This window comes from Clostridium bornimense (genome assembly GCF_018917145.1).
Lineage (GTDB): Bacteria > Bacillota > Clostridia > Clostridiales > Clostridiaceae > Clostridium_AN > Clostridium_AN bornimense_A.
In genome coordinates this window covers 56,370-78,579 of record NZ_JAHLOD010000013.1, presented here as the reverse complement: position 1 = coordinate 78,579, position 22,210 = coordinate 56,370, and the positions used below count along the sequence as shown (strand labels likewise).

Genomic DNA, 22,210 nt, shown 5'->3' with positions numbered 1-22,210 from the left:
CATCGATATGAACGTTGAGTTAATCACTCCAGTAGCTATGGATGAAAACTTAAGATTCGCTATCAGAGAAGGTGGAAGAACTGTAGGTTCAGGAGTTGTTACTTCTATCGTTGAATAATTAAAACAAAGTATATAAAAGAAATTAAAAGTCCAAAAGCCAAAAATTAGCCAAATAGAAAGAGGGGGAATATTTCCTCCTCTTTTTATTTATTTAATAAATTAAAATAATATATTTTTAAATTACATAATATAAGTAACAATAAATATTGTAAGAGAAAAAATACAAATTTTAATTTCCATTTATTACGCTATTGAAAAAATTTTATTTATAGAATATAATTCTTTTCAGGCGCAATAGCAGTGGGAAAAATAAAAAAATAAAAACTCTTGTCAAACATAAAAATTTAATATATAATGTAAGAGTTGTTATTGAGTTGTTTATATGCGATGAAGCAAGAGGTAGCCGGACTTTAGGGAATTCTTGTGGAGTATGCCACATCAAGAATGTGGCGGCGGAGTTATTTATGCCCACGTGTGTTGAACAATGCGATACACCAGGGAGGGTTTACATAACATCCGTGTTGTGCGTATAAAGTCAAGCGTGCGATGAAAAGGAGGGAAAGAAAATGGCAAAACAAAAAATAAGAATTAGATTAAAAGCATTTGATCACAATTTACTTGATGCTGCAGCTGAGAAAATAGTTGAAACAGCTAAAGCAACAGGGGCTAAGGTAGCTGGTCCAGTACCACTTCCAACAGAAAAAGATGTGATTACAATCTTAAGAGCTGTACACAAGTACAAAGACTCTAGAGAACAGTTCGAAATAAGAACTCACAAGAGACTAATTGATATATTAAGTCCATCATCAAAAACAGTTGATGCATTAATGAGATTAGACTTGCCAGCAGGTATTAATATTGAAATAAAAGCTTAATTACCCGCTATTATGATCGTATAACGATCCGCTAATTAGTTCAGGAGGTGTAGAGTAATGAAAAAAGCTATACTAGGTAAAAAACTTGGTATGACTCAAATCTTTGATGAGAACAGAAAATTAGTTCCAGTTACAGTTATCGAAGCTGGTCCATGTTTCGTATCTCAAAAGAAGACAGTAGAAAAAGATGGTTACGATGCAATCCAAGTTGCATTTGGTGACATCAGAGAAAGTTTAGTAAACAAACCTAAGAAGGGTCATTTCACTAAAGCTGGAATTCCAGTAAAGAGATTCGTAAAAGAATTTAGATTAGAAGATACTTCAGCTTATGAAGTTGGAAGTGAAATAAAGGCAGAAGTTTTTGCTGCTGGAGACAAAATCGACGTAACAGGAATTTCTAAAGGTAAGGGATTCCAAGGTGTTATTAAGAGACATAACTTCAGTAGAGGACCTATGTCACATGGTTCTAAGTTCCACAGAGCAGTAGGTTCAATGGGAGCTTCATCAGATCCATCAAGAACATTCAAGAACAAGAAAATGCCAGGTCACATGGGATGCGAAAAAGTAACAATTCAAAACTTAACAGTTGTTAAAGTATACCCAGAAAAGAATATCATCTTAGTTAAAGGTGCTGTTCCAGGACCAAATAAAGGCCTAGTTACTATAAAGAATAGCATTAAGGCTTAATTTGTTAGAAAGGAGGATGCAGAATGCCTACAGTAGGATTATTAAACAAAGCAGGAGAAAAAGTTGGAGATATCCAATTAAATGAAAATGTGTTCGGAGCTGAAGTTAGTGAAGCAGCTGTACATCAAGTAGTAGTAGCTTTATTAGCTAATAAGAGACAAGGAACTCAAAGCGCTAAGACTAGAGCTGAAGTTTCTGGGGGTGGAATCAAACCTTGGAGACAAAAGGGAACAGGAAGAGCGAGACAAGGTTCTATCAGATCTCCACAATGGATTCATGGTGGTATAGTATTTGCACCAAAGCCAAGAGATTATAGAATGGCAATTCCAAAGTCTATGAAGAGAACTGCAATGAGATCAGTTTTAACTTCAAAGGTTCAAGAAAATGAAATTTTCGTATTAGAAGATTTATCATTCGAAACACCTAAGACTAAGGAAGCAGTAGCAATGTTTAAAGCACTTAACCTTAAAAAGGCTTTAGTAGTTGTTGCTGAATCAAACGAAAACACTTATAAGTCAATCAGAAACATTCAAGGAGTTGCTGTAGTACCAGTTAACAACATCAATGTTTATGACTTATTAAAATACGAAAATCTTATCATTACTAAGGATGCTGTATCAAAAATTGAGGAGGTGTATGCATAATGAAAATGACTAACTTTGATATAATTAGAAAACCAGTAATAACAGAGAAGAGCATGGCAGATATGCAAGATAAAAAATACACCTTCATAGTTGATGTACACGCAAACAAAGTACAAATAAAGAAAGCTATCGAAGAAGTATTCAACGTTACAGTTGAAGACGTAAAGACTATCAACTGCTTAGGAAAAACTAAGAGAGTTGGAGTACACGTTGGTAAGAGAGCTGACTTTAAGAAAGCTATTGTTAAGTTAACTGAAGAAAGTAACACAATAGAATTCTTCGAAGGAATGTAATAAGAGCAGTTATTGGCAGTTAGCCAGATAAGCGCAAAGAAGGAGGGAAAACACATGGCAGTTAAAAAGTTTAACCCTACCACTCCATCTAGAAGAGGAATGACTATGGATACATTTGAGTTCATCACTACAAATACTCCAGAAAAGTCACTTCTTGCTTCAAAGAGCAAAACAGGTGGTAGAAATAACCAAGGTAAAATAACTGTTAGACACCATGGTGGTGGTGCTAAAAAGAAGTACAGAATAATCGACTTCAAGAGAAATAAAGATAACATACCTGCAAAGGTTTCTACAATAGAATACGATCCAAACAGAAGTGCATATATTGCATTAGTAACATATGCAGATGGAGAAAAGAGATATATCATCGCTCCACACGGATTAAAAGTTGGAGATACTATCGTATCTGGTCCAGAATCTGATATCAAAGTAGGAAACTGCTTACCATTAATAAACATACCTGTAGGTACAGTAATTCACAATGTTGAATTAGCTAAAGGTAAAGGTGCTCAATTAGTAAGAGCTGCTGGTTCTTCAGCACAATTAATGGCTAAAGACAATGGATATGCAACTTTAAGATTACCATCAGGTGAAATGAGATATGTAAGATTAGAATGCAGAGCTACAATTGGTGTTGTTTCTAACTTAACTCATGAAATCATCAATATCGGTAAAGCTGGTAGAAAGAGACACATGGGTTGGAGACCAACTGTAAGAGGTTCTGTTATGAACCCTAATGACCATCCACACGGTGGTGGTGAAGGTAGATCTCCAGTAGGACGTCCAAGTCCAGTTACTCCATGGGGTAAACCAGCTCTTGGATATAAGACTAGAAAGAATAAGAAATATTCAGATAGACTTATCATCAAGAAGAGAAAGTAGTGAGAAGAGAGAAATTATTCTCTTCTCATCCATAATGTCAGTTGTAGATGAAGGGAGGCCAAATTAATGAGTAGATCACTTAAAAAAGGACCTTACGTAAAAGAGTCACTTTTAAATAAGATTGAAGCAATGAACGAAAAGGGAGAAAAGAAAGTTATAAAGACTTGGTCAAGAAGTTCAACTATTTTCCCTCAAATGGTTGGTCACACAATTGCTGTACATGACGGAAGAAAACATGTTCCTGTATATGTAGTTGAAGATATGGTAGGCCACAAGCTAGGTGAATTCGTTCCTACAAGAACGTTTAAGAGTCATATAGATGAAAAGTCATCAGGCGTTAAGAAAAGATAGGCTTAAGAAAGGAGGAAACTCAACATGGAAGCTAAAGCTATAGCTAGATATGTAAGAATGTCACCTATGAAGGTGAACATAGTTCTTGATCTTATAAGAGGTAAGAGCGTTAATGAAGCAATTGTAATATTACAATACACTCCAAAGGATGCTGCGCAGGTAGTACTTAAGGTACTTAAATCAGCAGTAGCAAATGCGGAACACAACTTAAATTTAAATGCTGATAACTTATATGTTTCAGATGCACACGTAGGTCAAGGTCCAACATTAAAGAGATTCAGACCACATGCACAAGGAAGAGCGTTTAGAATATTAAAGAAAACTAGTCATATTACAATAAGTGTAAAAGAAAGAGCGTAGTTAGGAGGGAAGCAGAGTGGGACAAAAAGTACATCCACACGGTGTTAGAGTTGGTGTCATCAAAGATTGGAATGCAAAATGGTATGCAGACAATAGAAATTTCGCCGACTACCTAGTAGAGGATAACAAGATCAGAGAATTCGTAAAGAAAAAGTTATACTCAGCAGGTATTTCTAAAATAGAAATCGAAAGAGCATCTAAGAGAGTTAAGTTAAATATCTTCACTGCTAAGCCAGGAGTAATCATTGGAAAAGGCGGTCAAGGTATCGAAGCTTTAAAGAAAGATTTATTAAAATTCGTAAGTGAAAAGAACTTACTTATAAACATTGTAGAAGTTAAAAATACTGAAATAGATGCACAATTAATTTCAGAAAACATAGCTCAACAATTAGAAAAGAGAGTATCTTTTAGAAGAGCAATGAAACAATCTATTTCAAGAGCAATGAAACACGGCGTTAAAGGAGTTAAGGTTACTTGCTCAGGAAGATTAGCTGGTGCAGAAATTGCTAGAGCTGAAAGCTATAATGAAGGTACTATTCCACTACAAACACTAAGAGCAGATATCGATTATGGTTTTGCTGAAGCAGATACAACATACGGTAAGATCGGTGTTAAAGTATGGGTATATAAAGGAGAAGTTCTTCCAGTAAAGAAGGTTAAAAACGAGGAAGAAGCTAACGCATAAGGAAGGAGGAATTCTAGATGTTAATGCCAAAGAGAGTTAAACATCGTAAGGTTCAACGTGGCAGAATGAAGGGTAAAGCTACTAGAGGTAACTTTATTGCTTACGGAGATTTCGCTATTCAAGCAACTGAATGCGGATGGATCACTAGTAGACAAATAGAAGCTGCGAGAATTGCTATAAATAGATATATAAAAAGAGGAGGAAAGCTTTGGATAAAGGTTTTCCCAGATAAGCCAGTAACTCAAAAACCAGCTGAAACTCGTATGGGTTCAGGTAAAGGTTCACCAGAATACTGGGTATCAGTTGTTAAACCTGGTAGAGTTTTATTCGAACTATCAGGAGTAAACGAAGAAGTTGCTAGAGAAGCTATGAGACTTGCTATGCATAAGCTTCCAGTTAAAACTAAATTCGTTACAAGAAGAGACTTTGAAGAAATGGGTGGTGATGAATAATGAAGGCTAATAAGTTACAAGAATTAAGATCAGTAACATCAACTGAATTAGTAGAATCTCTTAATGGCTTAAAGAAGGAATTATTTAACTTAAGATTCCAATTAGCTACAGGGCAATTAGAAAACCCAATGAGAATCAGAGAAGTTAAAAAGTCAATAGCCCAAATTAAAACCATCCTAAGAGAAGAAGAATTAAAGGGTGTTCAACAATAATAAAAGAAGCCTGAAGGGAGGTCTCACGATGGAAAGAGGAATGAGAAAAGTTAGAATCGGAAGAGTTGTTTCTGATAAGATGGATAAGACTATAGTAGTAGCTGTTGAAACTAAAGTTCGTCATCCATTATATGGTAAGACTGTAAACAGAACTACTAAGTTCAAAGCTCACGATGAAAATAATGAAGCTCACATTAATGATAGAGTAGAAATCATGGAAACAAGACCATTATCAAAAGATAAGAGATGGAGACTTGTTAATATAGTTGAAAAGGCTAAGTAATTTTTCGATACTGAAAGGAGGTCACTAGCATGATTCAGCAACAAACTAGACTTAAAGTTGCAGATAACTCAGGTGCAAAAGAAATAATGTGCATAAGAGTATTAGGTGGTTCTCACAGAAAATGGGGAAACATCGGTGATATAATAGTTGCTTCAGTTAAGAGCGCAACACCAGGTGGAGTTGTTAAAAAGGGAGATGTAGTAAAAGCTGTAATAGTTAGATCTGTTAAAGGCTTAAGAAGAGCAGACGGATCATACATCAAATTTGACGAGAACGCAGCAGTAATAATTAAAGATGATAAGAACCCAAGAGGTACTCGTATCTTCGGACCAGTTGCTAGAGAGTTAAGAGATAAGGAATTTAACAAAATCTTATCACTAGCACCAGAAGTACTATAATATAAGGAGGTGGCTTCGGTGGCAAAAATTCACGTTAAAAAGAATGATACTGTAATGGTTATATCAGGTAAAGATAAAGGTAAAGTTGCAGAAGTACTTGCTGTTTACCCAAAAAAGGATAAGGTGTTAGTTAAGGATGTAAATGTTGTAACTAAGCATGTTAAGCCAAATAGAGCAAATATGCAAGGTGGAATAATCCGTATGGAAGCACCTATAAATTCTTCAAAGGTTATGTTATACTGCACAAGCTGTAAAAATGTAACAAGAATTTCAAATAAGATCAAAGAAGATGGAATAAAAGTTAGAGTGTGTAAGAAATGTGGAGAAACACTTTAATTTAGGAAGGAGGGCAATTAGATGAGTCCAAGACTAAAAGAAAAGTACGAAAACGAAGTTGTTAAGGCATTAATGGATAAGTTCGGATACAAAAATATCATGGAAGTTCCTAAGATTGAAAAGATCATAATCAACATGGGAGTTGGAGAAGCTAAAGACAATCCAAAATCATTAGAAGGAGCAGTTAATGACTTAACTCTAATTTCTGGTCAAAAACCAGTATTAACAAGAGCTAAGAAATCAATCGCAAACTTCAAATTAAGAGAAAATGTAGCGATCGGATGTAAAGTTACTTTAAGAAAAGATAAAATGTACCAATTCGCGGATAAGTTAATAAACATTGCTCTACCAAGAGTTAGAGATTTCAGAGGGATATCTTCAAAATCTTTTGATGGTAGAGGAAACTACGCGTTAGGAGTTAAAGAACAATTAATATTCCCAGAAATTGAATATGATAAGATCGATAAGTTAAGAGGTATGGATATAATATTCGTAACTACTGCAAAGACTGACGAGGAAGCTAGAGAGTTATTAAGATTCCTTGGAATGCCATTTGCTCAATAAAAGGAGGGAATATCGTGGCACGTAAAGCAATGATTGAAAAATGGAATAAAGAACCTAAGTTTTCAACAAGAGCATATACAAGATGCAGAATTTGTGGAAGACCACACGCAGTATTAAAGAAATTTGGTATTTGCAGAATATGTTTTAGAGAACTTGCTTATAAAGGCGAAATTCCAGGTTGTAGAAAAGCAAGCTGGTAATTAAGGTGTATGAAAGGAGGCCGACAAGATGGTTATGACAGATCCAATAGCAGATTTACTAACTCGTATAAGAAATGCTAATGTTGTTAAGCATCAAGTAGTAGAAATCCCTTCTTCAAATATAAAGAAGGCTATTGCTAACATCTTATTACAAGAAGGTTACGTAAAGGAAATTGAAGAATATAATGACGGAATCGTTCCGATGTTAAGAATATCATTAAAATATGGTTCAAATAAAGAAAGAGTTATCACTGGCTTAAAGAGAATATCTAAACCAGGATTAAGAGTTTATGCAAGAAAGGAAGAAATTCCTCAAGTATTAAACGGATTAGGAATAGCTGTTATTTCTACATCAAAAGGTATAGTTACTGATAGAGAAGCTAGAAAATTAGGCGTAGGTGGAGAGGTTCTTTGCTACGTATGGTAATTAAATAGGAGGTGTACGTATGTCAAGAGTTGGTAGGCTGCCAATAACTTTACCAGCAGGCGTTACTGTTACAGTTGATGATTCAAATCTAGTAACTGTAAAAGGAGCTAAAGGTGAATTAAAGCAAGCAATGCACAAAGACATGAAGATTGAAGTTGTTGATAATAGCGTCGTTGTTACAAGACCAAGCGATGTTAAAGAACACAGAGCACTACACGGTTTAACAAGAGCTTTAATAAATAACATGGTAATTGGTGTTAACACTGGATTCCAAAAAACATTAGAGCTTATCGGTGTAGGTTATAGAGCACAATTAAAAGGTAAGGGATTAACATTAAACTTAGGTTACTCTCACCCAGTTGAAATAGAAGCTGTTGAAGGAATTACTTTTGAAACTCCTGATGCTACACATATCGTTGTTAAAGGAATTAACAAGGAATTAGTTGGAGCAGTGGCTGCTGATATCAGAAAATGGAGAAAACCAGAGCCATATAAGGGTAAAGGTATTAAATACTCTGACGAAGTTATCAGACGTAAAGAAGGTAAGACTGGTAAGTAATAGTTAGAAGGGAGTGAAGTGCATGTTTAAGAAAGCAGACAGATCTGCAGCAAGAGTAAAACGTCACTTAAGAGTACGTAAGAAAGTTTCTGGTACTACTGAAAGACCAAGATTAGCTGTATTCAGAAGTGAAAAGAATATATATGCTCAAATTATAGATGATGTTAAGGCTGTAACTTTAGTTGCTGCATCATCAAAAGATAAAGATTTCAGCTTAAAGGTTGGAAGCAATAAGGAAGCTGCTAAAGCAGTTGGAGAAGCTATCGCTAAGAAAGCTTTAGAAAAAGGAATTAAGAATGTCGTATTCGACAGAGGTGGATATGTATACCACGGAAGAGTTAAAGAACTAGCAGAAGCAGCAAGAGAAGCTGGCTTAGAATTCTAGTAAAGAAGGAGGGAAATTCAGTGAGAATCGATCCTAGCACATTAGATCTTAAGGAAAAGGTTGTTCACATTAATAGAGTAGCTAAGGTTGTTAAGGGCGGAAGAAATTTCAGATTTAGCGTACTAGTAGTTGTTGGCGATGAAAATGGTCACGTTGGAGTAGGAAATGGTAAATCAATAGAAATACCTGAAGCAATCAGAAAAGGTATCGAAGATGCTAAGAAAAACTTAGTTAAGGTTTCTATTAAAGAAAACACAGTACCACATAGAATAGAAGGTAAGTTTGGTAAAGGTAAAGTTTTAATAATGCCTGCTACAGAAGGTACAGGAGTTATTGCTGGGGGTCCAGTAAGAACTGTTCTTGAATTAGCTGGAGTTAAGGACGTTAGAGCTAAATCTTTAGGTTCAAATAACCCTAAAAACATGATTAACGCAACATTAGATGCACTTAGCTCATTAAGAAATGCAGAAGATATTGCAAAATTAAGAGGTAAGACTGTAGAAGAAATATTAGGATAGGAGGTATTAGCAATGGCTAATGTTAAGATTACTCTAGTAAAGAGCACAATCGGTAGAAAAAAAGACCATATAGCTACTGTTAATGCTCTTGGACTAAGAAAAATTGGTCACTCTGTAGTTAAAGAAGAAACTCCTCAAATCAGAGGGATGATAAATAAAGTTAACTACTTATTAAAAGTAGAAGAAGCATAAAGAGGAGGTGTAAAATATGAAACTTCATACATTAAAGCCTGCTGCAGGTTCAAAGAAAGCACCAAAGAGAGTTGGTAGAGGTACTGGTTCTGGATTAGGAAGAAATGCTGGTAAAGGTGAAAAAGGACAAAACGCTAGATCAGGCGGTGGAGTAAGACCTGGTTTTGAAGGTGGTCAAATGCCTTTATACAGAAGATTACCTAAGAGAGGATTTACTAATATCTTCGCTAAAGAAATCGTAGCTATAAATGTAGATAAGTTAAACATCTTTGAAGATGGAACTGAAGTAACTCCTGAATTATTAATTGAAACTGGAGTTATTGGAAAAGTTAAAGACGGAGTTAAGATATTAGGCAATGGAGAATTGACAAAAAAGCTAACTGTTAAAGCTAATAAATTCTCTAAGTCAGCTGAAGAAAAAATCACAGCTGCTGGTGGAAAATTTGAGGTGATCTAATATGTTTAAAACCTTACGTAATGCATGGAATGTTGCTGAATTAAGAAAAAGAATTATATATACATTCTTAATATTAGTAATATATAGATTAGGAAATCATATAATAGTACCATTTGTGGATACATCAGATATAGTAAAGAGCATGTCACAACAAGGTGGATTATTAAGCTTTGTGGATATGATGAATGGTGGAGCCCTAAGCAAATTATCAGTATTTGCTTTAGGGGTTATGCCATACATTGAAGCATCAATTATTATGCAACTTTTGACTGTTGCGATACCTAGACTAGAAAGTATATCTAAGGAAGGCGAAGAAGGAAGAAAGAAAATTAATAAGTACACTAGATATTTATCAATTGTATTTTCTATCATAATGGGAATTGGAACTTATGCGATAATGACCAGATATGGAGCTTCTGTTAGTTCAAATTTCGAAAAGGCATTAGTTGTATTATCATTAATGGCTGGATCTACTTTCACTATGTGGTTAGGAGATCAGATAACAGCAAAAGGAATAGGAAACGGTATGTCACTTTTGATTGCTTGGAACATACTTTCAAGAGTACCAAGTATGATAGGTCAAGTTTCTGAGATTATTAAAACAGGAAATGCTAGTTTAATAGAAGCAATTGTTTTAGTTGGTGTGTTAGCAGTACTACTAGTTGGTGTAATTGCTGCATCATTATCAGAAAGAAGAGTTCCTATTCAATATGCAAGTAAAAGTAATGGAAGAGTATTTAATCAATCTTCAAATATACCATTTGGATTAACATCTTCAGTAGTTATAGCAATAATTTTTGCAATGTCAGTTGTTCAATTTCCAGCTGTAATTGCACAAATAAATACTAATTGGGGATATTCAAAATGGGTGCTTAAATCACAATGGAGCCCATTTAACACTAACACAGTATGGTATGTTATATTGTTTGTATTAGCAATAATGTTCTTTACATGGTTCTATACACAAATAACTTTTAAACCAGATGAAATGGCTGAGAATATTCACAAGTCTTCAGGATTTATACCTGGTGTAAGACCAGGGGAACCTACTGAAAGATATTTAACAAGTGTACTGAATAGAGTTTCAGTTATATCTGGTATAATAGCTTCAATAGTATCTGTAATTCCTATAATTATGGAGAAGTTTGGAAGTTTCCAGGTTTCAATAACAGGTACTGCATTACTTATTGTAATTGGAGTGTCAGTAGAAATTGTGAAGACATTAGAATCTCAATTAGTTATGCGTAACTATGAAGGTTTCTTAAAGAAAAATTAGGTAGTTGGAGATGAATGTTTTGAATTTAGTACTATTAGGACCTCCAGGAGCAGGAAAAGGTACTCAAGCTAAAAGCATAGCTACTGAGTATGGTATTCCACATATATCAACTGGAGACATATTTAGAAAAAACATAGCTGAGGAAACTCCACTAGGAAAAAAAGCTAAAGAATATATAGATCAAGGTCTTTTAGTACCAGATCAATTGACAATAGATATAGTAAAAGATAGATTATCACAAGATGATTGTAAAAAGGGATTCTTATTAGATGGATTTCCTAGAACAGTATTTCAAGCAGAGTCACTTGATAAGATGTTACAAGAAGATGATAAAAAAATTGATGTAGCATTACTTATAGAGGTACCAAGAGAAGATATCTTGAAAAGAATGACAGGAAGAAGAGTTTGTGGAAGCTGTGGAGCAAGTTATCATGTAGTATTCAACCCTACAAAAGTTGAAGGCATTTGTGATGCTTGTGGAAAAGAAGTCATCCAAAGAAAAGATGACAAAGAAGATACAGTTAAGGAAAGACTTACTGTATATGATAACCAAACTCAACCATTAATTAGTTACTACAAAGAATGCAATAAGCTTTCTGAAGTAGATGGAACTCAAGCAATTGATAAAGTGTTTGAAGATATTAAGTCTCTATTAGGAGAAGCTAATTAATGATTATCAGAAAAAATGATAATGAAATCCAATTAATGAGACGTGCGGGTAAGATTGTTGGCGATACTCTTGCAATGTTACAAGAGGAGATAAAACCTGGAATATCTACTGCAGACCTTGATAAACTTGCAGAAGAGTTTATAATAAGCCAGGGTGCTAAGCCATCTTTTAAAGGATATTACAGTTTTCCGGCTACATTATGTACTTCTATTAATGAAGAAGTTATTCATGGAATCCCAAGTAGGAATAAAATCCTACAAGATGGTGACATAATAAGTATTGATTGTGGTGCTATTTTTAAAGGGTATCATGGTGATGCGGCAAGAACTTTTCCGGTAGGTAAGGTTAGTGATGCAGCAAGTAATCTTATTAGAATTACAGAAAAGAGCTTCTTTAAAGGAATAGAGAAAGCTATAGTAGGTAATAGATTGTCAGATATAAGTCATGAAATTCAAAGTTATGTTGAAAGTGAAGGGTATTCTGTAGTAAGAGACTTCGTAGGACATGGTATTGGAAGAAAACTTCATGAGGATCCAAATGTTCCGAATTTCGGGAAACCGGGAAGAGGACCGAAGCTAACTCATGGAATGACTTTGGCAATTGAACCGATGGTGAATATCGGATCCTTCTATACTAAGACTCTTAGAGATAATTGGACAGTAGTAACAAGTGATGGGGCTTTAAGTGCTCATTATGAAAATACTGTAGTAATTCTTGAAACAGGAGTTGAAATCCTTACATTAAGTTAATAGAGGTGAAATAGTGGAAGGTGGAAATCTAATTAATAGAATAGTAATTGGTAAAGCAGGTAGAGATAGTGGAAAATATTTTTTAATTGTTGGAGTTATCGATGATGAATATGTATTGATCTGTAATGGCAAGAATAGGAGTATCGATAAACCTAAGAAGAAAAAGATAAAACACTTAAACTTTACAAATATCTATACTAAGGATATAGAACCATATACAAATGCTAATATAGATGCATTTATAAAGTCTGTAGACATAGATAAGGAGGTTTGATTACCTTATGTCAAAGCAAGATGTTATCGAAATGCAAGGTGTTGTTGTTGAAGCATTACCTAATGCACATTTCGAAGTACAACTTGAAAGTGGGCAAATAATCTTAGCTCATATTTCAGGAAAGTTAAGAATGAATTTTATAAGAATACTACCAGGTGATAAGGTTACTGTGGAGCTTTCACCATATGACCTTACTCGTGGAAGAATAACTTGGAGAGCCAAGTAGATTAAGGAGGGTTGACTATGAAAGTAAGACCATCAGTTAAACCTATATGCGAGAAGTGCAAAGTTATTAGAAGAAAAGGTAGAATAATGGTTATCTGCGAAAATCCTAAGCATAAACAAAAGCAAGGATAATTATTAATTTTGGTTATAGAGCTTTAGGCGCGGCTGAAAATTAGATTTACCTAAGGCTATATATATATAATAAATATAAAAAAACCTAGGAGGTGTAGAGATTACATGGCTAGAATTGCTGGTGTAGACATACCAAGAGAAAAAAGAGTTGAAGTATCATTAACTTATATATACGGTATAGGGTTACCAACTTCTCAAAAGCTTTTAGCTGAAACAGGAATTAATCCTGACACAAGAGTTAAGGACTTAACAGAAGATCAAGTAAACGCATTAAGAAATGCTATAAAGAACCTTAATGTTGAAGGTGACTTAAGAAGAGACGTAGCTCTTAACATTAAGAGACTAGTTGAAATCGGATGCTACAGAGGTGTTAGACATAGAAAAGGTCTTCCAGTAAGAGGACAAAAAACTAAGACTAATGCTAGAACTAGAAAAGGTCCAAAGAAGACAGTAGCAGGTAAGAAAAAGTAATAGGTAAGGAGGGATAATTATGGCAGCTAAGAACGTTAAGAGAACTAGAAGAAAAAAGGAAAGAAAGAATGTTGAGCACGGAGCAGCTCATATCAAATCTACTTTCAATAATTCAATAGTTACATTAACAGATGTAAATGGTAATGCATTATCATGGTCAAGTGCTGGAGCTCTTGGATTCAGAGGTTCAAGAAAGAGCACTCCATTTGCAGCTCAAATGGCAGCAGAAACAGCAGCTAAGTCAGCAATGGAACATGGATTAAAGAGTGTTGAAGTATATGTAAAGGGTCCAGGTTCAGGTAGAGAAGCAGCAATAAGAAGCTTACAAGCAGCAGGCTTAGAAGTTACTTTAATCAAAGACGTAACTCCAATTCCACACAATGGTTGTAGACCACCAAAGAGAAGAAGAGTTTAATTTTATGCAATAGGAGGTGTACTTTAAATGGCAAGATATACAGGCGCAGTTTGTAGACTTTGCAGACGTGAAGGAATGAAATTATTCCTTAAAGGAGATAGATGTTATGGTGGCAAATGTGCATTCGAAAGAAGATCATATGCACCAGGACAACACGGACAAGGAAGAAAGAAAATTTCTGACTATGGTGTTCAATTAAGAGAAAAACAAAAAGCTAAGAGAATATACGGATTATTAGAAAATCAATTCAGAAGAACATACGACAGAGCTGAAAAACTTAGAGGTATTACAGGTGAAAACCTATTAAAGTTACTAGAAATGAGATTAGACAATGTTGTATTTAGACTTGGATATGGTAATTCAAGAACTGAAGCTAGACAATTAGTTACTCATGGACATTTCTTAGTAAATGGTAAGAAAGTTGATATACCATCATACAGTGTTAAAGCTGGAGATGTTATAACTGTAAGAGAAAAGAGTAGAGCTTCTGAATTATTCAAGACTTTTGCTGAAAATCCAAAAACTTTACCAAAATGGTTAAGTGGAGATGTAGCTACATTTACTGGTAAAGTAGAAGCTATTCCAGCAAGAGAAGATATAGATGTACCTGTTAACGAAACATTAATCGTTGAGTTATACAGTAAGTAATAAATAGAGTAAAGTCAGTTGCCCTCAGATTAGGTTGCCAACTTTTAAAATAAGGAGGGTTATTTAATGTTAGAAATCGAAAAGCCAAAAATTGAATGCGTTGAAGCAAGCGAAAATGGTTCATATGGTAAGTTTGTGATAGAACCACTTGAAAGAGGATACGGTATAACATTAGGAAACTCCTTAAGAAGAATATTACTTTCTTCTTTACCAGGAGTCGCTGCAAACTCAATTAAGATAGATGGAGTTCTTCATGAATTCTCAACAGTTAAGGGTGTTAAAGAAGATGTTACTGAAATAGTCCTTAACATAAAAGGTGTATGCTTTAAAATGGATGGAGAAGGACCAAGAACGCTGTATATTGATGCAGTAGGTCCTTGCGAAGTTAAAGCTGGCGATATTAAAGGTGATATAGACGTTGAAGTAATAAACAAAGATGTTCATATCGCAACTTTAGATGAAGACGGTAAGCTTAGAATGGAAATTGAAGTAAATAGAGGTAGAGGATATGTAACTCAAAACAGAAATAAGAGAGACGATATGCCTATCGGAACTATTGCTGTTGACTCTATTTATACTCCAATACAAAGAGTAAACTTCAAAGTTGAAAATACTAGAGTTGGTCAAATCACAGATTATGATAAACTAACTCTAGAAGTTTGGAGTAATGGAACAATTAGAACAGAAGAAGCAATCAGTCTTGCGGCTAAGATTTTAATAGAACACTTCAAGTTATTTATGACATTAACTGATAATGCAGATAATGTAGAAATAATGGTTGAGAAGGAAGAAGATAAAAAAGAAAAGGTTCTTGAAATGACTATAGAAGAACTAGATCTTTCAGTTAGAAGTTACAATTGCTTAAAGAGAGCTGGTATAAATACAGTTCAAGAATTAACTGAGAGAAGCATGGAAGACATGATGAAGGTTAGAAACCTTGGTAAAAAGTCTTTAGAAGAAGTAGAACAAAAATTAACGGCGTTAGGATTAAATTTAAAGCCGGAAGACGAGTAAGGAGGGTACAGTAGATGGCAGGATATCGTAAATTAGGTCGTCCAACTGATCAAAGAAAAGCTATGTTAAGAAATCTTGTTACTAGTTTTTTAAAGCATGGTAAGATTGAAACAACTGTAACTAGAGCGAAAGAAACTCAAAGCTTAGCAGAAAAAATGATTACTCTTGCAAAAAGAGGAGATCTTCATGCTAGAAGACAAGTACTTGCTTTCGTTACTGAAGAAACAGTTGTAACAAAGCTATTTGATGAAATTGCTCCACAATATGCAGAAAGAAATGGTGGATACACTAGAATCTACAAAATGGGCCCAAGAAGAGGCGATGGAGCAGAAGTTGTTATATTAGAATTAGTATAATATACAGGGGATTAAGTTTATACCTTAGTCCCCATTTTGTTATATAGGGGTGTTTTTATGGAAGAATATATTATAAAAGGTGAAAATGTAAGTTATAAATATTCTGAATCAGATCTTGTATTTGCTGTGAATAACGTTAATTTAGAAGTTAAAAAAGGTGAATTTTTAGCTATATTAGGTAGAAATGGATCAGGCAAATCTACTATAGCTAAAAATTTTAATGGTCTATTTATTCCTACAGAAGGGGTTATGTTAGTTGATAACATAGATACGAGAGATGAAGAAAAGATATGGGACATAAGGCAAAATGTAGGTATGGTATTTCAAAATCCCGATAACCAAATGGTTGCTACTGTAGTTGAAGAAGATGTGGCTTTTGGTCCGGAAAACTTAGGAGTACCTTCTGAAGAAATTAGGGAGAGAGTAGACTCAGCTCTAAATAAAGTTAAAATGCTTGAATTTAAAAGAAATGCACCTCATTTATTATCAGGTGGCCAAAAACAAAGGGTAGCTATAGCAGGAATTTTAGCTATGGAACCTAAGTGTATAATTTTTGATGAGGCTACTTCGATGCTTGATCCAAGTGGTAGAAAAGAAATAATGGATATAATGAAAAAGTTAAACAAAGATTTAGGTATAACTATTATTACAATTACTCATTATATGAATGAAGCTGCTGAAGCTGACAGAATTATTGTTATGGATAAAGGCGAAATAAGACTACAAGGCACTCCAAGGGAAATATTTCAGAATGTAGCAGAGATTAAAAAAATGGGGTTGGATGTACCTCAAATGACGGAATTAGCCTTTGAATTGAGAAAAGAAGGTATAAATATTAATAAAGATATTTTAAGTATAGATGAGATGGTGAGAGAGTTATGTCAATTAAGATAGAAAATTTGAACCATGTATATATGCCTAATTCGCCTTTTGAAAAAGTTGCATTGAAAAATATAAATATCGAAATTGAGAATGGTGAGTTTATAGCTTTAATTGGACATACTGGTTCAGGAAAATCAACACTTATACAACATATTAATGGACTACTAAAACCTACTAGTGGTTCTATATATATAGATAATAATGAATTAGATAGCAAGGAAGTCAGTTTATCTGATATAAGGAAGAAGGTAGGATTAGTATTTCAATATCCGGAATATCAACTTTTTGAGGAGACTGTGGAAAAAGATATAGCCTATGGTCCTAAGAATATCGGTATTGATAAAGAAGAGGAAATAAATGATTTAGTAAAGAAATCAATGGAAATTGTAGGTCTTGATTATGAACGATATAGAAATAAGTCTCCATTTGAATTAAGTGGAGGTGAAAAGAGAAGGGTTGCTATAGCTGGAATAGTGGCTATGGAACCAAGTGTTTTAATTTTAGATGAACCTACAGCTGGATTAGATCCTATAGGTAGAGATGAGATATTAAATAGGATTAAGGAATTGCATGATAAATATAATATGACAATAATTATTGTATCTCATTCTATGGAGGATGTAGCTAGATTTGCACAAAGAATTATTGTTATGAATAATGGTTCTATAGAACTTGATGGTAGTTGTAGTGAGGTATTTAGACAAGTAGATTTATTAGAAAGATTGGGATTAGCAGTACCTGAAGTAAAATATCTTCAAATGAGGCTGAAAGAAGCAGGTTTTAATATTAGTGATGAAATATACACTATAGAAGAAGCTAAGAAAGAAATATTAAGGGTATTAGGGGAGAAGAATAATGCTTAAAGATATAACTATAGGTCAATATATACCAGGTGAATCTACTGTTCATAAATTAGATCCAAGAACCAAACTTATAATTGCATTTATTTATATAATTAATATATTTATAGCAAATAATTTTATTTCATATGGAATAATAGGTCTTTTTACCATAGGAATTATATACATATCAGATATAAAATTATCTTACATATATAAAGGAGTAAAACCAGTATTTTTCTTAGTATTGATTACAGCATTACTGAACATATTTTTAGTAAGAGGCGATATTTTACTTTTTAAATGGGGAATTATTAGTATATATAAAGAAGGACTAATAACCGCTGCCTTTATGATAATTAGGATAATATTATTAGTAGTGGGGACATCACTATTAACTCTTACCACATCACCTATAGAGCTTACTGATGGATTAGAAATTTTATTTAATCCAAGAAAAAAGGATAACTCTATAGCACATGATATTGCCATGATGATGACAATAGCATTGAGATTTATACCTACATTAATTGATGAAACAGAGAAAATAAAAAAGGCTCAAATGGCAAGAGGAGCTGATTTGGAATCTGGAGGTATAATGAAGAGAGCAAAATCAATGATACCTATATTGGTACCATTATTCATATCTTCTTTTAGAAGAGCTGATGAACTTGCTATGGCAATGGAATCTCGTTGTTATAGAGGTGGTAAGGGAAGAACTCGAATGAAAAAATTACAATTTCAAAAAAGAGATTTTATTGCGTTTATTGTAATGAGTGTAATTGTAGTTATAACAATTATAAGTAAATTTTATATAGGTGGGATTTAAAGTTTGAAGAATATTAAGCTTGTTATAGAATATGATGGTACAAATTATTATGGGTGGCAGAAGCAACCAGATGGAAATACAGTTCAACAGAAAATTGAAAAGGCTATAAGTGCTGTTACCGGTGAAACTATTGATTTAATAGGATGTAGTAGGACAGATTCAGGGGTTCATGCTACAGGATATGTAGCTAATTTTTATACTAATAGCACAATACCAGGAGAAAAGTTTTTTATAGTAATTAATCAAAAGTTACCAAATGATATTGTTGTTATAAAATCTGAAGAGGTGGATGAAGAATTTCATGCTAGATTTTCTTCTACAGGTAAGATGTATTGTTATTCTATTTTGAATCAACCTATCAGAAGTCCATTAAACAGTAGATATTATCATCATATTTATAAGCCATTAAATATAGAATTAATGATTGAAGGATCTAAATATATGATAGGGGAAAAAGATTTCAAAGCATTTCAGAATAATGGAAGTGAAGTTAATTCTACAGTAAGGACTATTAAAGATATTAAAATAGAAAAAGACGAAAATTATATTAAAATTTATGTTACTGGTGATGGATTTTTATATAATATGGTAAGAATAATAGCTGGTACTCTTATCGATGTTGGATTGGGTTATAAGAAACCAGAGCAAGTTTTAGATATAATAGAAAGTAAAGATAGAAGTAAAGCTGGAAAAACGGCACCAGCTTTAGGATTAAAGTTAGTAAAAGTATTTTATTAGAAGATGCGACACACCGACAAATGTAGTTTTAGATGTTGATTATAGCTGTAAACCTTGATAAATAATAAATTTTATAAATTTGTTGACACACCAGGGTCAATGTATTATAATGAATATTGTTTGTTAGGCCGAGAAGTTCCGGACGGTTATGGGACTTTAAATAAAAGCATTAAGAACGAGTTAATAAATAATTTAAAAAGCAAAGATTTAGGAGGGTACAAAATGAAATCATACTTAGCAAAGAATGATGAAGTTAAGAGAAATTGGTATGTAATTGATGTTGCTGGTAAACCACTAGGTAGAGCAGCAAGCCAAGTTGCTACTATATTAAGAGGTAAGAATAAGCCAGAATTTACTCCAAACGTTGATTGTGGTGATTTCGTTATCATATTAAATGCAGACAAAGTTGTTTTAACTGGTAAGAAATTAGATCAAAAGATGTTAAGACATCACTCTTTATATCCAGGCGGATTAAAAGAAATGCCATATAGAGATGCATTAGCTAAGAAACCAGAATTTGTTTTCCAAGAAGCTGTTAGAAGAATGTTACCAAAGGGAATCTTAGGAAGACAAATGGCTAAGAAGTTAAAAGTATATGCTGGTTCTGAGCACAATCATGAAGCTCAAAATCCACAAGTATTAGAATTAAAATATTAATATAGAGGTCGAGAGGAGGAAATAAAATGGCAAAAGTTCAATACATGGCTACAGGAAGAAGAAAAAAATCAGTAGCAAGAGTTATACTTGTTCCAGGTGAAGGAAAAGTTACAATAAATAAGAGAGATATCGAAAATTATTTCGGATTAGAAACTTTAAGATATATAGTTAATCAACCATTAAATTTAACTGAAACTAAGGATAAATTTGATGTTATAGTTAATGTATATGGTGGTGGTTTCACAGGTCAAGCTGGAGCTATCAGACACGGTATAACAAGAGCATTAATTAAATCAGATGAGACTTTAAAACCAGAATTAAAGAAAGCTGGATTCGTAACAAGAGATCCTAGAATGAAGGAAAGAAAGAAGTACGGATTAAAGAAAGCAAGAAGAGCTCCACAATTCTCAAAGAGATAGTTTCTACAAGTTTACAGAGAGGGTATCCTCTCTGTTTTTTTTAAGAAGATAATATAAAATACGTTATAAAATAGTATAAGTTTGTGTATTATTAACAAGGTAGGATAAAACCGGGAGGAAAGATTTTATGGATAATCTTTTTTTAGTTATTAATCTTTTAGGGGGCCTAGGATTATTTCTTTATGGAATGAAAATAATGGGCGATGCACTTCAAAATGTTGCGGGAAATAAGCTAAAAGGTTTATTTGAAAAGATAACTAGTAATCCAGTAAAAGGTATAATTACTGGTGCTATTATATCAGCAGCGATTCAAAGTAGTTCTGCAACTACAGTTATGGTAGTTGGATTTGTTAATGCAGGTTTAATGAATCTGTATCAAGCAGCTGGAGTTATATTTGGAGCTAATATAGGAACAACTATTACAGGACAATTAGTGGCATTAAAGTTAACTAAATGGGCGCCTTTATTTATTGCCATAGGAGCAGTTCTTTTCTTATTTAATAAAAAGCAAAGACAAAAAGAGATTGGAACAGCTATTTTAGGATTTGGTATTTTATTTTTAGGAATGAATACTATGTCTTCAGCAATGGTTCCGTTAAAGGATACGCCATTATTCTTAAATCTTATAGAAGCAGTTGGAGGAAATCCATTATTAGGAGTAGCAGTTGGAGTATTAATGACTGTTATGTTACAAAGTTCATCTGCAACTATAGGGGTGTTAGTGGTTCTTGCAGCAGATAATTCAATAGGAATAGATGTTTTACTACCAATTCTATTAGGTGATAATATAGGTACTTGTGCCACTGCATTAATATCTAGTATAGGTACAAATAAGACAGCAAGAAAAGCTGCTTTAGTTCATTTAACTTTTAATATAATTGGTACAACAATATTCATATTCTTATTAAAACCATTTGGTACTATAGTACAACATATTACACCAAATAATGTAGGTAGACAAATAGCAAATGCTCATACGTTATTTAATATAACAAATGTATTGATTCAAGCACCTTTTATTAAATATCTTGTAGCTTTCGTTAATAAGATTATTCCAGGTGATGAAGAAAGAGAAAAAATGGGGTTAAAATATTTAGATGAAAGAATTTTAGAGACTCCATCAATTGCTGTTAATCAAACTGTTAAAGAGATTAATAGAATGTCAATTAAAGCTAAAGACAATTTTGAAAAAGCTATGCAGGCATTTCAAAATAATGATTTGTCTTTATTAGAAAAAATTGATGAAAATGAAGCTTTAATAGATTTGTTAGAAGAAGAAATAACAACATATTTAGTACAATTATCTAAAACAGATATAGATGAAAGAAATCATGATATAATAACAAGTTTATTCCATGTCATTAAAGATATTGAGAGAATTGGAGATCATGCTACTAATATAGCTGAAATGGCTAAAGACAAGATTGTAAAGAAAATAAAAATATCAGATACTGCTACTAAGCAAATTGATGATATGTATAAATACACTTATGATGCCTTAAATTCAGCTGTAGAAGCATTTAGAATTAATGATGAAAAGAAAGCTAAACTAGTATTTACATTTGAAAATAGAATTGATAAGTTAGAAGAAGAATATAGAAAAGATCATATTAAGAGACTTAATGCAGGAATGTGTAATGCGCAAAGTTCCGCTATTTTCTTAGACTTATTAAATAACTTAGAAAGAATTGGAGATCATTCTACTAATATTGCACAATCAGTTATAAATGAATAGTATATAAATGATATAAAACTCCCACAATAGATTAAGAAGATTTATTGTGGGAGTTGATTTT

Annotated in this window: 40 protein-coding genes; all 40 read left to right on the top strand. The window is 33.3% G+C overall.

The features are described 5' to 3' along the window. The coding region (locus KQI30_RS17315) for a hypothetical protein (protein WP_216462502.1) at nucleotides 1-118 on the top strand (118 nt) is incomplete at its 5' end. Nucleotides 119-626: 508 nt separating this feature from the next. Beyond that, entirely contained in the window at nucleotides 627-935 is a 309-nt protein-coding gene (gene rpsJ / locus KQI30_RS06670) for a 30S ribosomal protein S10 (RefSeq protein WP_044039389.1), read from the top strand. A 57-nt stretch (nucleotides 936-992) separates the two neighbouring features. After that, entirely contained in the window at nucleotides 993-1,622 is a 630-nt protein-coding gene (gene rplC / locus KQI30_RS06665; RefSeq protein WP_044039388.1) for a 50S ribosomal protein L3, read from the top strand. Between the two features lie 23 nt (nucleotides 1,623-1,645). Next, the gene (gene rplD, locus KQI30_RS06660) at nucleotides 1,646-2,266 is read left to right on the top strand and encodes a 50S ribosomal protein L4 (protein ID WP_044039387.1); all 621 of its coding nucleotides are present in this window, start codon (nucleotides 1,646-1,648) and stop codon (nucleotides 2,264-2,266) included. Then, nucleotides 2,266-2,559 (top strand): 50S ribosomal protein L23, encoded by a 294-nt coding sequence (gene rplW, locus KQI30_RS06655; protein ID WP_216462495.1) that lies wholly within the window; start codon nucleotides 2,266-2,268, stop codon nucleotides 2,557-2,559. Before rplD ends, rplW begins: the two co-directional genes overlap by 1 nt. Before the next feature lie 54 nt (nucleotides 2,560-2,613). Further along, entirely contained in the window at nucleotides 2,614-3,441 is an 828-nt protein-coding gene (gene rplB / locus KQI30_RS06650) for a 50S ribosomal protein L2 (protein ID WP_216462494.1), read from the top strand. Between the two features lie 66 nt (nucleotides 3,442-3,507). Beyond that, the gene (rpsS, locus tag KQI30_RS06645; RefSeq protein WP_044039384.1) at nucleotides 3,508-3,792 is read left to right on the top strand and encodes a 30S ribosomal protein S19; all 285 of its coding nucleotides are present in this window, start codon (nucleotides 3,508-3,510) and stop codon (nucleotides 3,790-3,792) included. Nucleotides 3,793-3,816: 24 nt separating this feature from the next. Then, a complete protein-coding gene (rplV, locus tag KQI30_RS06640; protein WP_216462493.1) occupies nucleotides 3,817-4,152 on the top strand; it encodes a 50S ribosomal protein L22 in 336 nt (111 codons plus the stop codon). A gap of 16 nt (nucleotides 4,153-4,168) precedes the next feature. Further along, nucleotides 4,169-4,837 (top strand): 30S ribosomal protein S3, encoded by a 669-nt coding sequence (gene rpsC, locus KQI30_RS06635; RefSeq protein ID WP_044039382.1) that lies wholly within the window; start codon nucleotides 4,169-4,171, stop codon nucleotides 4,835-4,837. Nucleotides 4,838-4,854: 17 nt separating this feature from the next. Then, nucleotides 4,855-5,289, top strand: coding sequence for a 50S ribosomal protein L16 (gene rplP, locus KQI30_RS06630; RefSeq protein ID WP_044039381.1), 435 nt, complete (start codon nucleotides 4,855-4,857; stop codon nucleotides 5,287-5,289). After that, nucleotides 5,289-5,501, top strand: coding sequence for a 50S ribosomal protein L29 (rpmC, locus tag KQI30_RS06625; protein ID WP_216462492.1), 213 nt, complete (start codon nucleotides 5,289-5,291; stop codon nucleotides 5,499-5,501). Before rplP ends, rpmC begins: the two co-directional genes overlap by 1 nt. Before the next feature lie 28 nt (nucleotides 5,502-5,529). Then, complete coding sequence (rpsQ, locus tag KQI30_RS06620) at nucleotides 5,530-5,784, top strand: 30S ribosomal protein S17 (protein ID WP_044039379.1); 255 nt, start codon at nucleotides 5,530-5,532, stop codon at nucleotides 5,782-5,784. 29 nt (nucleotides 5,785-5,813) lie between these two features. After that, a complete protein-coding gene (rplN, locus tag KQI30_RS06615; RefSeq protein ID WP_044039378.1) occupies nucleotides 5,814-6,182 on the top strand; it encodes a 50S ribosomal protein L14 in 369 nt (122 codons plus the stop codon). 18 nt (nucleotides 6,183-6,200) lie between these two features. Further along, the gene (gene rplX, locus KQI30_RS06610; protein ID WP_216462491.1) at nucleotides 6,201-6,518 is read left to right on the top strand and encodes a 50S ribosomal protein L24; all 318 of its coding nucleotides are present in this window, start codon (nucleotides 6,201-6,203) and stop codon (nucleotides 6,516-6,518) included. Between the two features lie 21 nt (nucleotides 6,519-6,539). Beyond that, the gene (gene rplE, locus KQI30_RS06605) at nucleotides 6,540-7,082 is read left to right on the top strand and encodes a 50S ribosomal protein L5 (RefSeq protein WP_044039376.1); all 543 of its coding nucleotides are present in this window, start codon (nucleotides 6,540-6,542) and stop codon (nucleotides 7,080-7,082) included. A 14-nt stretch (nucleotides 7,083-7,096) separates the two neighbouring features. Then, a complete protein-coding gene (locus tag KQI30_RS06600; protein WP_044039375.1) occupies nucleotides 7,097-7,282 on the top strand; it encodes a type Z 30S ribosomal protein S14 in 186 nt (61 codons plus the stop codon). Nucleotides 7,283-7,310: 28 nt separating this feature from the next. After that, a complete protein-coding gene (gene rpsH / locus KQI30_RS06595) occupies nucleotides 7,311-7,709 on the top strand; it encodes a 30S ribosomal protein S8 (RefSeq protein ID WP_044039374.1) in 399 nt (132 codons plus the stop codon). A gap of 19 nt (nucleotides 7,710-7,728) precedes the next feature. After that, the gene (rplF, locus tag KQI30_RS06590; RefSeq protein WP_216462490.1) at nucleotides 7,729-8,268 is read left to right on the top strand and encodes a 50S ribosomal protein L6; all 540 of its coding nucleotides are present in this window, start codon (nucleotides 7,729-7,731) and stop codon (nucleotides 8,266-8,268) included. Between the two features lie 22 nt (nucleotides 8,269-8,290). Continuing rightward, nucleotides 8,291-8,653: a 50S ribosomal protein L18 gene (gene rplR, locus KQI30_RS06585; protein ID WP_044039372.1), complete on the top strand. Its 363-nt coding sequence runs from the start codon at nucleotides 8,291-8,293 to the stop codon at nucleotides 8,651-8,653. 20 nt (nucleotides 8,654-8,673) lie between these two features. After that, on the top strand, nucleotides 8,674-9,171 hold the full coding sequence (rpsE, locus tag KQI30_RS06580; RefSeq protein ID WP_044039371.1) for a 30S ribosomal protein S5: 498 nt from the start codon (nucleotides 8,674-8,676) through the stop codon (nucleotides 9,169-9,171). Nucleotides 9,172-9,183: 12 nt separating this feature from the next. Further along, nucleotides 9,184-9,363 carry a 50S ribosomal protein L30 gene (gene rpmD / locus KQI30_RS06575; RefSeq protein ID WP_044039370.1) on the top strand — a complete coding sequence of 60 codons (180 nt, stop codon included), beginning with the start codon at nucleotides 9,184-9,186 and terminating at the stop codon, nucleotides 9,361-9,363. A 16-nt stretch (nucleotides 9,364-9,379) separates the two neighbouring features. Then, entirely contained in the window at nucleotides 9,380-9,820 is a 441-nt protein-coding gene (rplO, locus tag KQI30_RS06570; protein ID WP_044039369.1) for a 50S ribosomal protein L15, read from the top strand. 1 nt (nucleotide 9,821) lies between these two features. Further along, nucleotides 9,822-11,096, top strand: coding sequence for a preprotein translocase subunit SecY (gene secY, locus KQI30_RS06565; RefSeq protein ID WP_216462489.1), 1,275 nt, complete (start codon nucleotides 9,822-9,824; stop codon nucleotides 11,094-11,096). A gap of 19 nt (nucleotides 11,097-11,115) precedes the next feature. Further along, a complete protein-coding gene (locus KQI30_RS06560; RefSeq protein WP_216462488.1) occupies nucleotides 11,116-11,766 on the top strand; it encodes an adenylate kinase in 651 nt (216 codons plus the stop codon). Further along, nucleotides 11,766-12,515, top strand: coding sequence for a type I methionyl aminopeptidase (gene map, locus KQI30_RS06555; protein WP_216462487.1), 750 nt, complete (start codon nucleotides 11,766-11,768; stop codon nucleotides 12,513-12,515). Before KQI30_RS06560 ends, map begins: the two co-directional genes overlap by 1 nt. 13 nt (nucleotides 12,516-12,528) lie before the next feature. Next, complete coding sequence (locus tag KQI30_RS06550) at nucleotides 12,529-12,789, top strand: RNA-binding protein (protein ID WP_253287416.1); 261 nt, start codon at nucleotides 12,529-12,531, stop codon at nucleotides 12,787-12,789. 7 nt (nucleotides 12,790-12,796) lie between these two features. Next, the gene (gene infA / locus KQI30_RS06545) at nucleotides 12,797-13,015 is read left to right on the top strand and encodes a translation initiation factor IF-1 (RefSeq protein ID WP_044039364.1); all 219 of its coding nucleotides are present in this window, start codon (nucleotides 12,797-12,799) and stop codon (nucleotides 13,013-13,015) included. A 17-nt stretch (nucleotides 13,016-13,032) separates the two neighbouring features. Further along, nucleotides 13,033-13,146, top strand: coding sequence for a 50S ribosomal protein L36 (gene rpmJ, locus KQI30_RS06540; protein WP_044039363.1), 114 nt, complete (start codon nucleotides 13,033-13,035; stop codon nucleotides 13,144-13,146). Nucleotides 13,147-13,251: 105 nt separating this feature from the next. Continuing rightward, a complete protein-coding gene (rpsM, locus tag KQI30_RS06535) occupies nucleotides 13,252-13,617 on the top strand; it encodes a 30S ribosomal protein S13 (RefSeq protein ID WP_216462486.1) in 366 nt (121 codons plus the stop codon). Between the two features lie 19 nt (nucleotides 13,618-13,636). Beyond that, nucleotides 13,637-14,032: a 30S ribosomal protein S11 gene (rpsK, locus tag KQI30_RS06530; protein ID WP_044039361.1), complete on the top strand. Its 396-nt coding sequence runs from the start codon at nucleotides 13,637-13,639 to the stop codon at nucleotides 14,030-14,032. 27 nt (nucleotides 14,033-14,059) lie between these two features. Continuing rightward, the gene (rpsD, locus tag KQI30_RS06525; protein ID WP_216462485.1) at nucleotides 14,060-14,680 is read left to right on the top strand and encodes a 30S ribosomal protein S4; all 621 of its coding nucleotides are present in this window, start codon (nucleotides 14,060-14,062) and stop codon (nucleotides 14,678-14,680) included. Nucleotides 14,681-14,746: 66 nt separating this feature from the next. Further along, nucleotides 14,747-15,694: a DNA-directed RNA polymerase subunit alpha gene (locus tag KQI30_RS06520; protein ID WP_044039359.1), complete on the top strand. Its 948-nt coding sequence runs from the start codon at nucleotides 14,747-14,749 to the stop codon at nucleotides 15,692-15,694. A 14-nt stretch (nucleotides 15,695-15,708) separates the two neighbouring features. After that, nucleotides 15,709-16,050, top strand: a complete 342-nt coding sequence (gene rplQ / locus KQI30_RS06515; RefSeq protein ID WP_044039358.1) for a 50S ribosomal protein L17 — start codon at nucleotides 15,709-15,711, stop codon at nucleotides 16,048-16,050. Between the two features lie 57 nt (nucleotides 16,051-16,107). Further along, the gene (locus KQI30_RS06510; protein WP_216462484.1) at nucleotides 16,108-16,944 is read left to right on the top strand and encodes an energy-coupling factor transporter ATPase; all 837 of its coding nucleotides are present in this window, start codon (nucleotides 16,108-16,110) and stop codon (nucleotides 16,942-16,944) included. Continuing rightward, nucleotides 16,929-17,795: an energy-coupling factor transporter ATPase gene (locus KQI30_RS06505; RefSeq protein WP_216462483.1), complete on the top strand. Its 867-nt coding sequence runs from the start codon at nucleotides 16,929-16,931 to the stop codon at nucleotides 17,793-17,795. The genes KQI30_RS06510 and KQI30_RS06505 overlap by 16 nt, the downstream gene beginning before the upstream one ends. After that, nucleotides 17,788-18,600, top strand: coding sequence for an energy-coupling factor transporter transmembrane component T family protein (locus tag KQI30_RS06500; RefSeq protein WP_216462482.1), 813 nt, complete (start codon nucleotides 17,788-17,790; stop codon nucleotides 18,598-18,600). Before KQI30_RS06505 ends, KQI30_RS06500 begins: the two co-directional genes overlap by 8 nt. A 3-nt stretch (nucleotides 18,601-18,603) precedes the next feature. Further along, on the top strand, nucleotides 18,604-19,338 hold the full coding sequence (gene truA / locus KQI30_RS06495) for a tRNA pseudouridine(38-40) synthase TruA (RefSeq protein WP_216462481.1): 735 nt from the start codon (nucleotides 18,604-18,606) through the stop codon (nucleotides 19,336-19,338). A 222-nt stretch (nucleotides 19,339-19,560) separates the two neighbouring features. Continuing rightward, nucleotides 19,561-19,995 carry a 50S ribosomal protein L13 gene (gene rplM, locus KQI30_RS06490; RefSeq protein ID WP_216462480.1) on the top strand — a complete coding sequence of 145 codons (435 nt, stop codon included), beginning with the start codon at nucleotides 19,561-19,563 and terminating at the stop codon, nucleotides 19,993-19,995. A 26-nt stretch (nucleotides 19,996-20,021) separates the two neighbouring features. Beyond that, nucleotides 20,022-20,414: a 30S ribosomal protein S9 gene (gene rpsI, locus KQI30_RS06485; RefSeq protein WP_044039352.1), complete on the top strand. Its 393-nt coding sequence runs from the start codon at nucleotides 20,022-20,024 to the stop codon at nucleotides 20,412-20,414. Between the two features lie 127 nt (nucleotides 20,415-20,541). After that, nucleotides 20,542-22,149, top strand: a complete 1,608-nt coding sequence (locus KQI30_RS06480) for a Na/Pi cotransporter family protein (protein ID WP_216462479.1) — start codon at nucleotides 20,542-20,544, stop codon at nucleotides 22,147-22,149. Nucleotides 22,150-22,210: the final 61 nt, after the last annotated feature.

Coding starts and splice junctions, on each gene's coding strand:
- rpsJ (WP_044039389.1), top strand. CDS start 627: ATGGCAAAACAAAAAATAAGAATTAGATTAAAAGCATTTGATCACAAT.
- rplC (WP_044039388.1), top strand. CDS start 993: ATGAAAAAAGCTATACTAGGTAAAAAACTTGGTATGACTCAAATCTTT.
- rplD (WP_044039387.1), top strand. CDS start 1,646: ATGCCTACAGTAGGATTATTAAACAAAGCAGGAGAAAAAGTTGGAGAT.
- rplW (WP_216462495.1), top strand. CDS start 2,266: ATGAAAATGACTAACTTTGATATAATTAGAAAACCAGTAATAACAGAG.
- rplB (WP_216462494.1), top strand. CDS start 2,614: ATGGCAGTTAAAAAGTTTAACCCTACCACTCCATCTAGAAGAGGAATG.
- rpsS (WP_044039384.1), top strand. CDS start 3,508: ATGAGTAGATCACTTAAAAAAGGACCTTACGTAAAAGAGTCACTTTTA.
- rplV (WP_216462493.1), top strand. CDS start 3,817: ATGGAAGCTAAAGCTATAGCTAGATATGTAAGAATGTCACCTATGAAG.
- rplP (WP_044039381.1), top strand. CDS start 4,855: ATGTTAATGCCAAAGAGAGTTAAACATCGTAAGGTTCAACGTGGCAGA.
- rpmC (WP_216462492.1), top strand. CDS start 5,289: ATGAAGGCTAATAAGTTACAAGAATTAAGATCAGTAACATCAACTGAA.
- rpsQ (WP_044039379.1), top strand. CDS start 5,530: ATGGAAAGAGGAATGAGAAAAGTTAGAATCGGAAGAGTTGTTTCTGAT.
- rplN (WP_044039378.1), top strand. CDS start 5,814: ATGATTCAGCAACAAACTAGACTTAAAGTTGCAGATAACTCAGGTGCA.
- rplE (WP_044039376.1), top strand. CDS start 6,540: ATGAGTCCAAGACTAAAAGAAAAGTACGAAAACGAAGTTGTTAAGGCA.
- rpsH (WP_044039374.1), top strand. CDS start 7,311: ATGGTTATGACAGATCCAATAGCAGATTTACTAACTCGTATAAGAAAT.
- rplF (WP_216462490.1), top strand. CDS start 7,729: ATGTCAAGAGTTGGTAGGCTGCCAATAACTTTACCAGCAGGCGTTACT.
- rplR (WP_044039372.1), top strand. CDS start 8,291: ATGTTTAAGAAAGCAGACAGATCTGCAGCAAGAGTAAAACGTCACTTA.
- rpmD (WP_044039370.1), top strand. CDS start 9,184: ATGGCTAATGTTAAGATTACTCTAGTAAAGAGCACAATCGGTAGAAAA.
- rplO (WP_044039369.1), top strand. CDS start 9,380: ATGAAACTTCATACATTAAAGCCTGCTGCAGGTTCAAAGAAAGCACCA.
- secY (WP_216462489.1), top strand. CDS start 9,822: ATGTTTAAAACCTTACGTAATGCATGGAATGTTGCTGAATTAAGAAAA.
- map (WP_216462487.1), top strand. CDS start 11,766: ATGATTATCAGAAAAAATGATAATGAAATCCAATTAATGAGACGTGCG.
- infA (WP_044039364.1), top strand. CDS start 12,797: ATGTCAAAGCAAGATGTTATCGAAATGCAAGGTGTTGTTGTTGAAGCA.
- rpmJ (WP_044039363.1), top strand. CDS start 13,033: ATGAAAGTAAGACCATCAGTTAAACCTATATGCGAGAAGTGCAAAGTT.
- rpsM (WP_216462486.1), top strand. CDS start 13,252: ATGGCTAGAATTGCTGGTGTAGACATACCAAGAGAAAAAAGAGTTGAA.
- rpsK (WP_044039361.1), top strand. CDS start 13,637: ATGGCAGCTAAGAACGTTAAGAGAACTAGAAGAAAAAAGGAAAGAAAG.
- rpsD (WP_216462485.1), top strand. CDS start 14,060: ATGGCAAGATATACAGGCGCAGTTTGTAGACTTTGCAGACGTGAAGGA.
- KQI30_RS06520 (WP_044039359.1), top strand. CDS start 14,747: ATGTTAGAAATCGAAAAGCCAAAAATTGAATGCGTTGAAGCAAGCGAA.
- rplQ (WP_044039358.1), top strand. CDS start 15,709: ATGGCAGGATATCGTAAATTAGGTCGTCCAACTGATCAAAGAAAAGCT.
- KQI30_RS06510 (WP_216462484.1), top strand. CDS start 16,108: ATGGAAGAATATATTATAAAAGGTGAAAATGTAAGTTATAAATATTCT.
- KQI30_RS06505 (WP_216462483.1), top strand. CDS start 16,929: ATGTCAATTAAGATAGAAAATTTGAACCATGTATATATGCCTAATTCG.
- KQI30_RS06500 (WP_216462482.1), top strand. CDS start 17,788: ATGCTTAAAGATATAACTATAGGTCAATATATACCAGGTGAATCTACT.
- rplM (WP_216462480.1), top strand. CDS start 19,561: ATGAAATCATACTTAGCAAAGAATGATGAAGTTAAGAGAAATTGGTAT.
- rpsI (WP_044039352.1), top strand. CDS start 20,022: ATGGCAAAAGTTCAATACATGGCTACAGGAAGAAGAAAAAAATCAGTA.
- KQI30_RS06480 (WP_216462479.1), top strand. CDS start 20,542: ATGGATAATCTTTTTTTAGTTATTAATCTTTTAGGGGGCCTAGGATTA.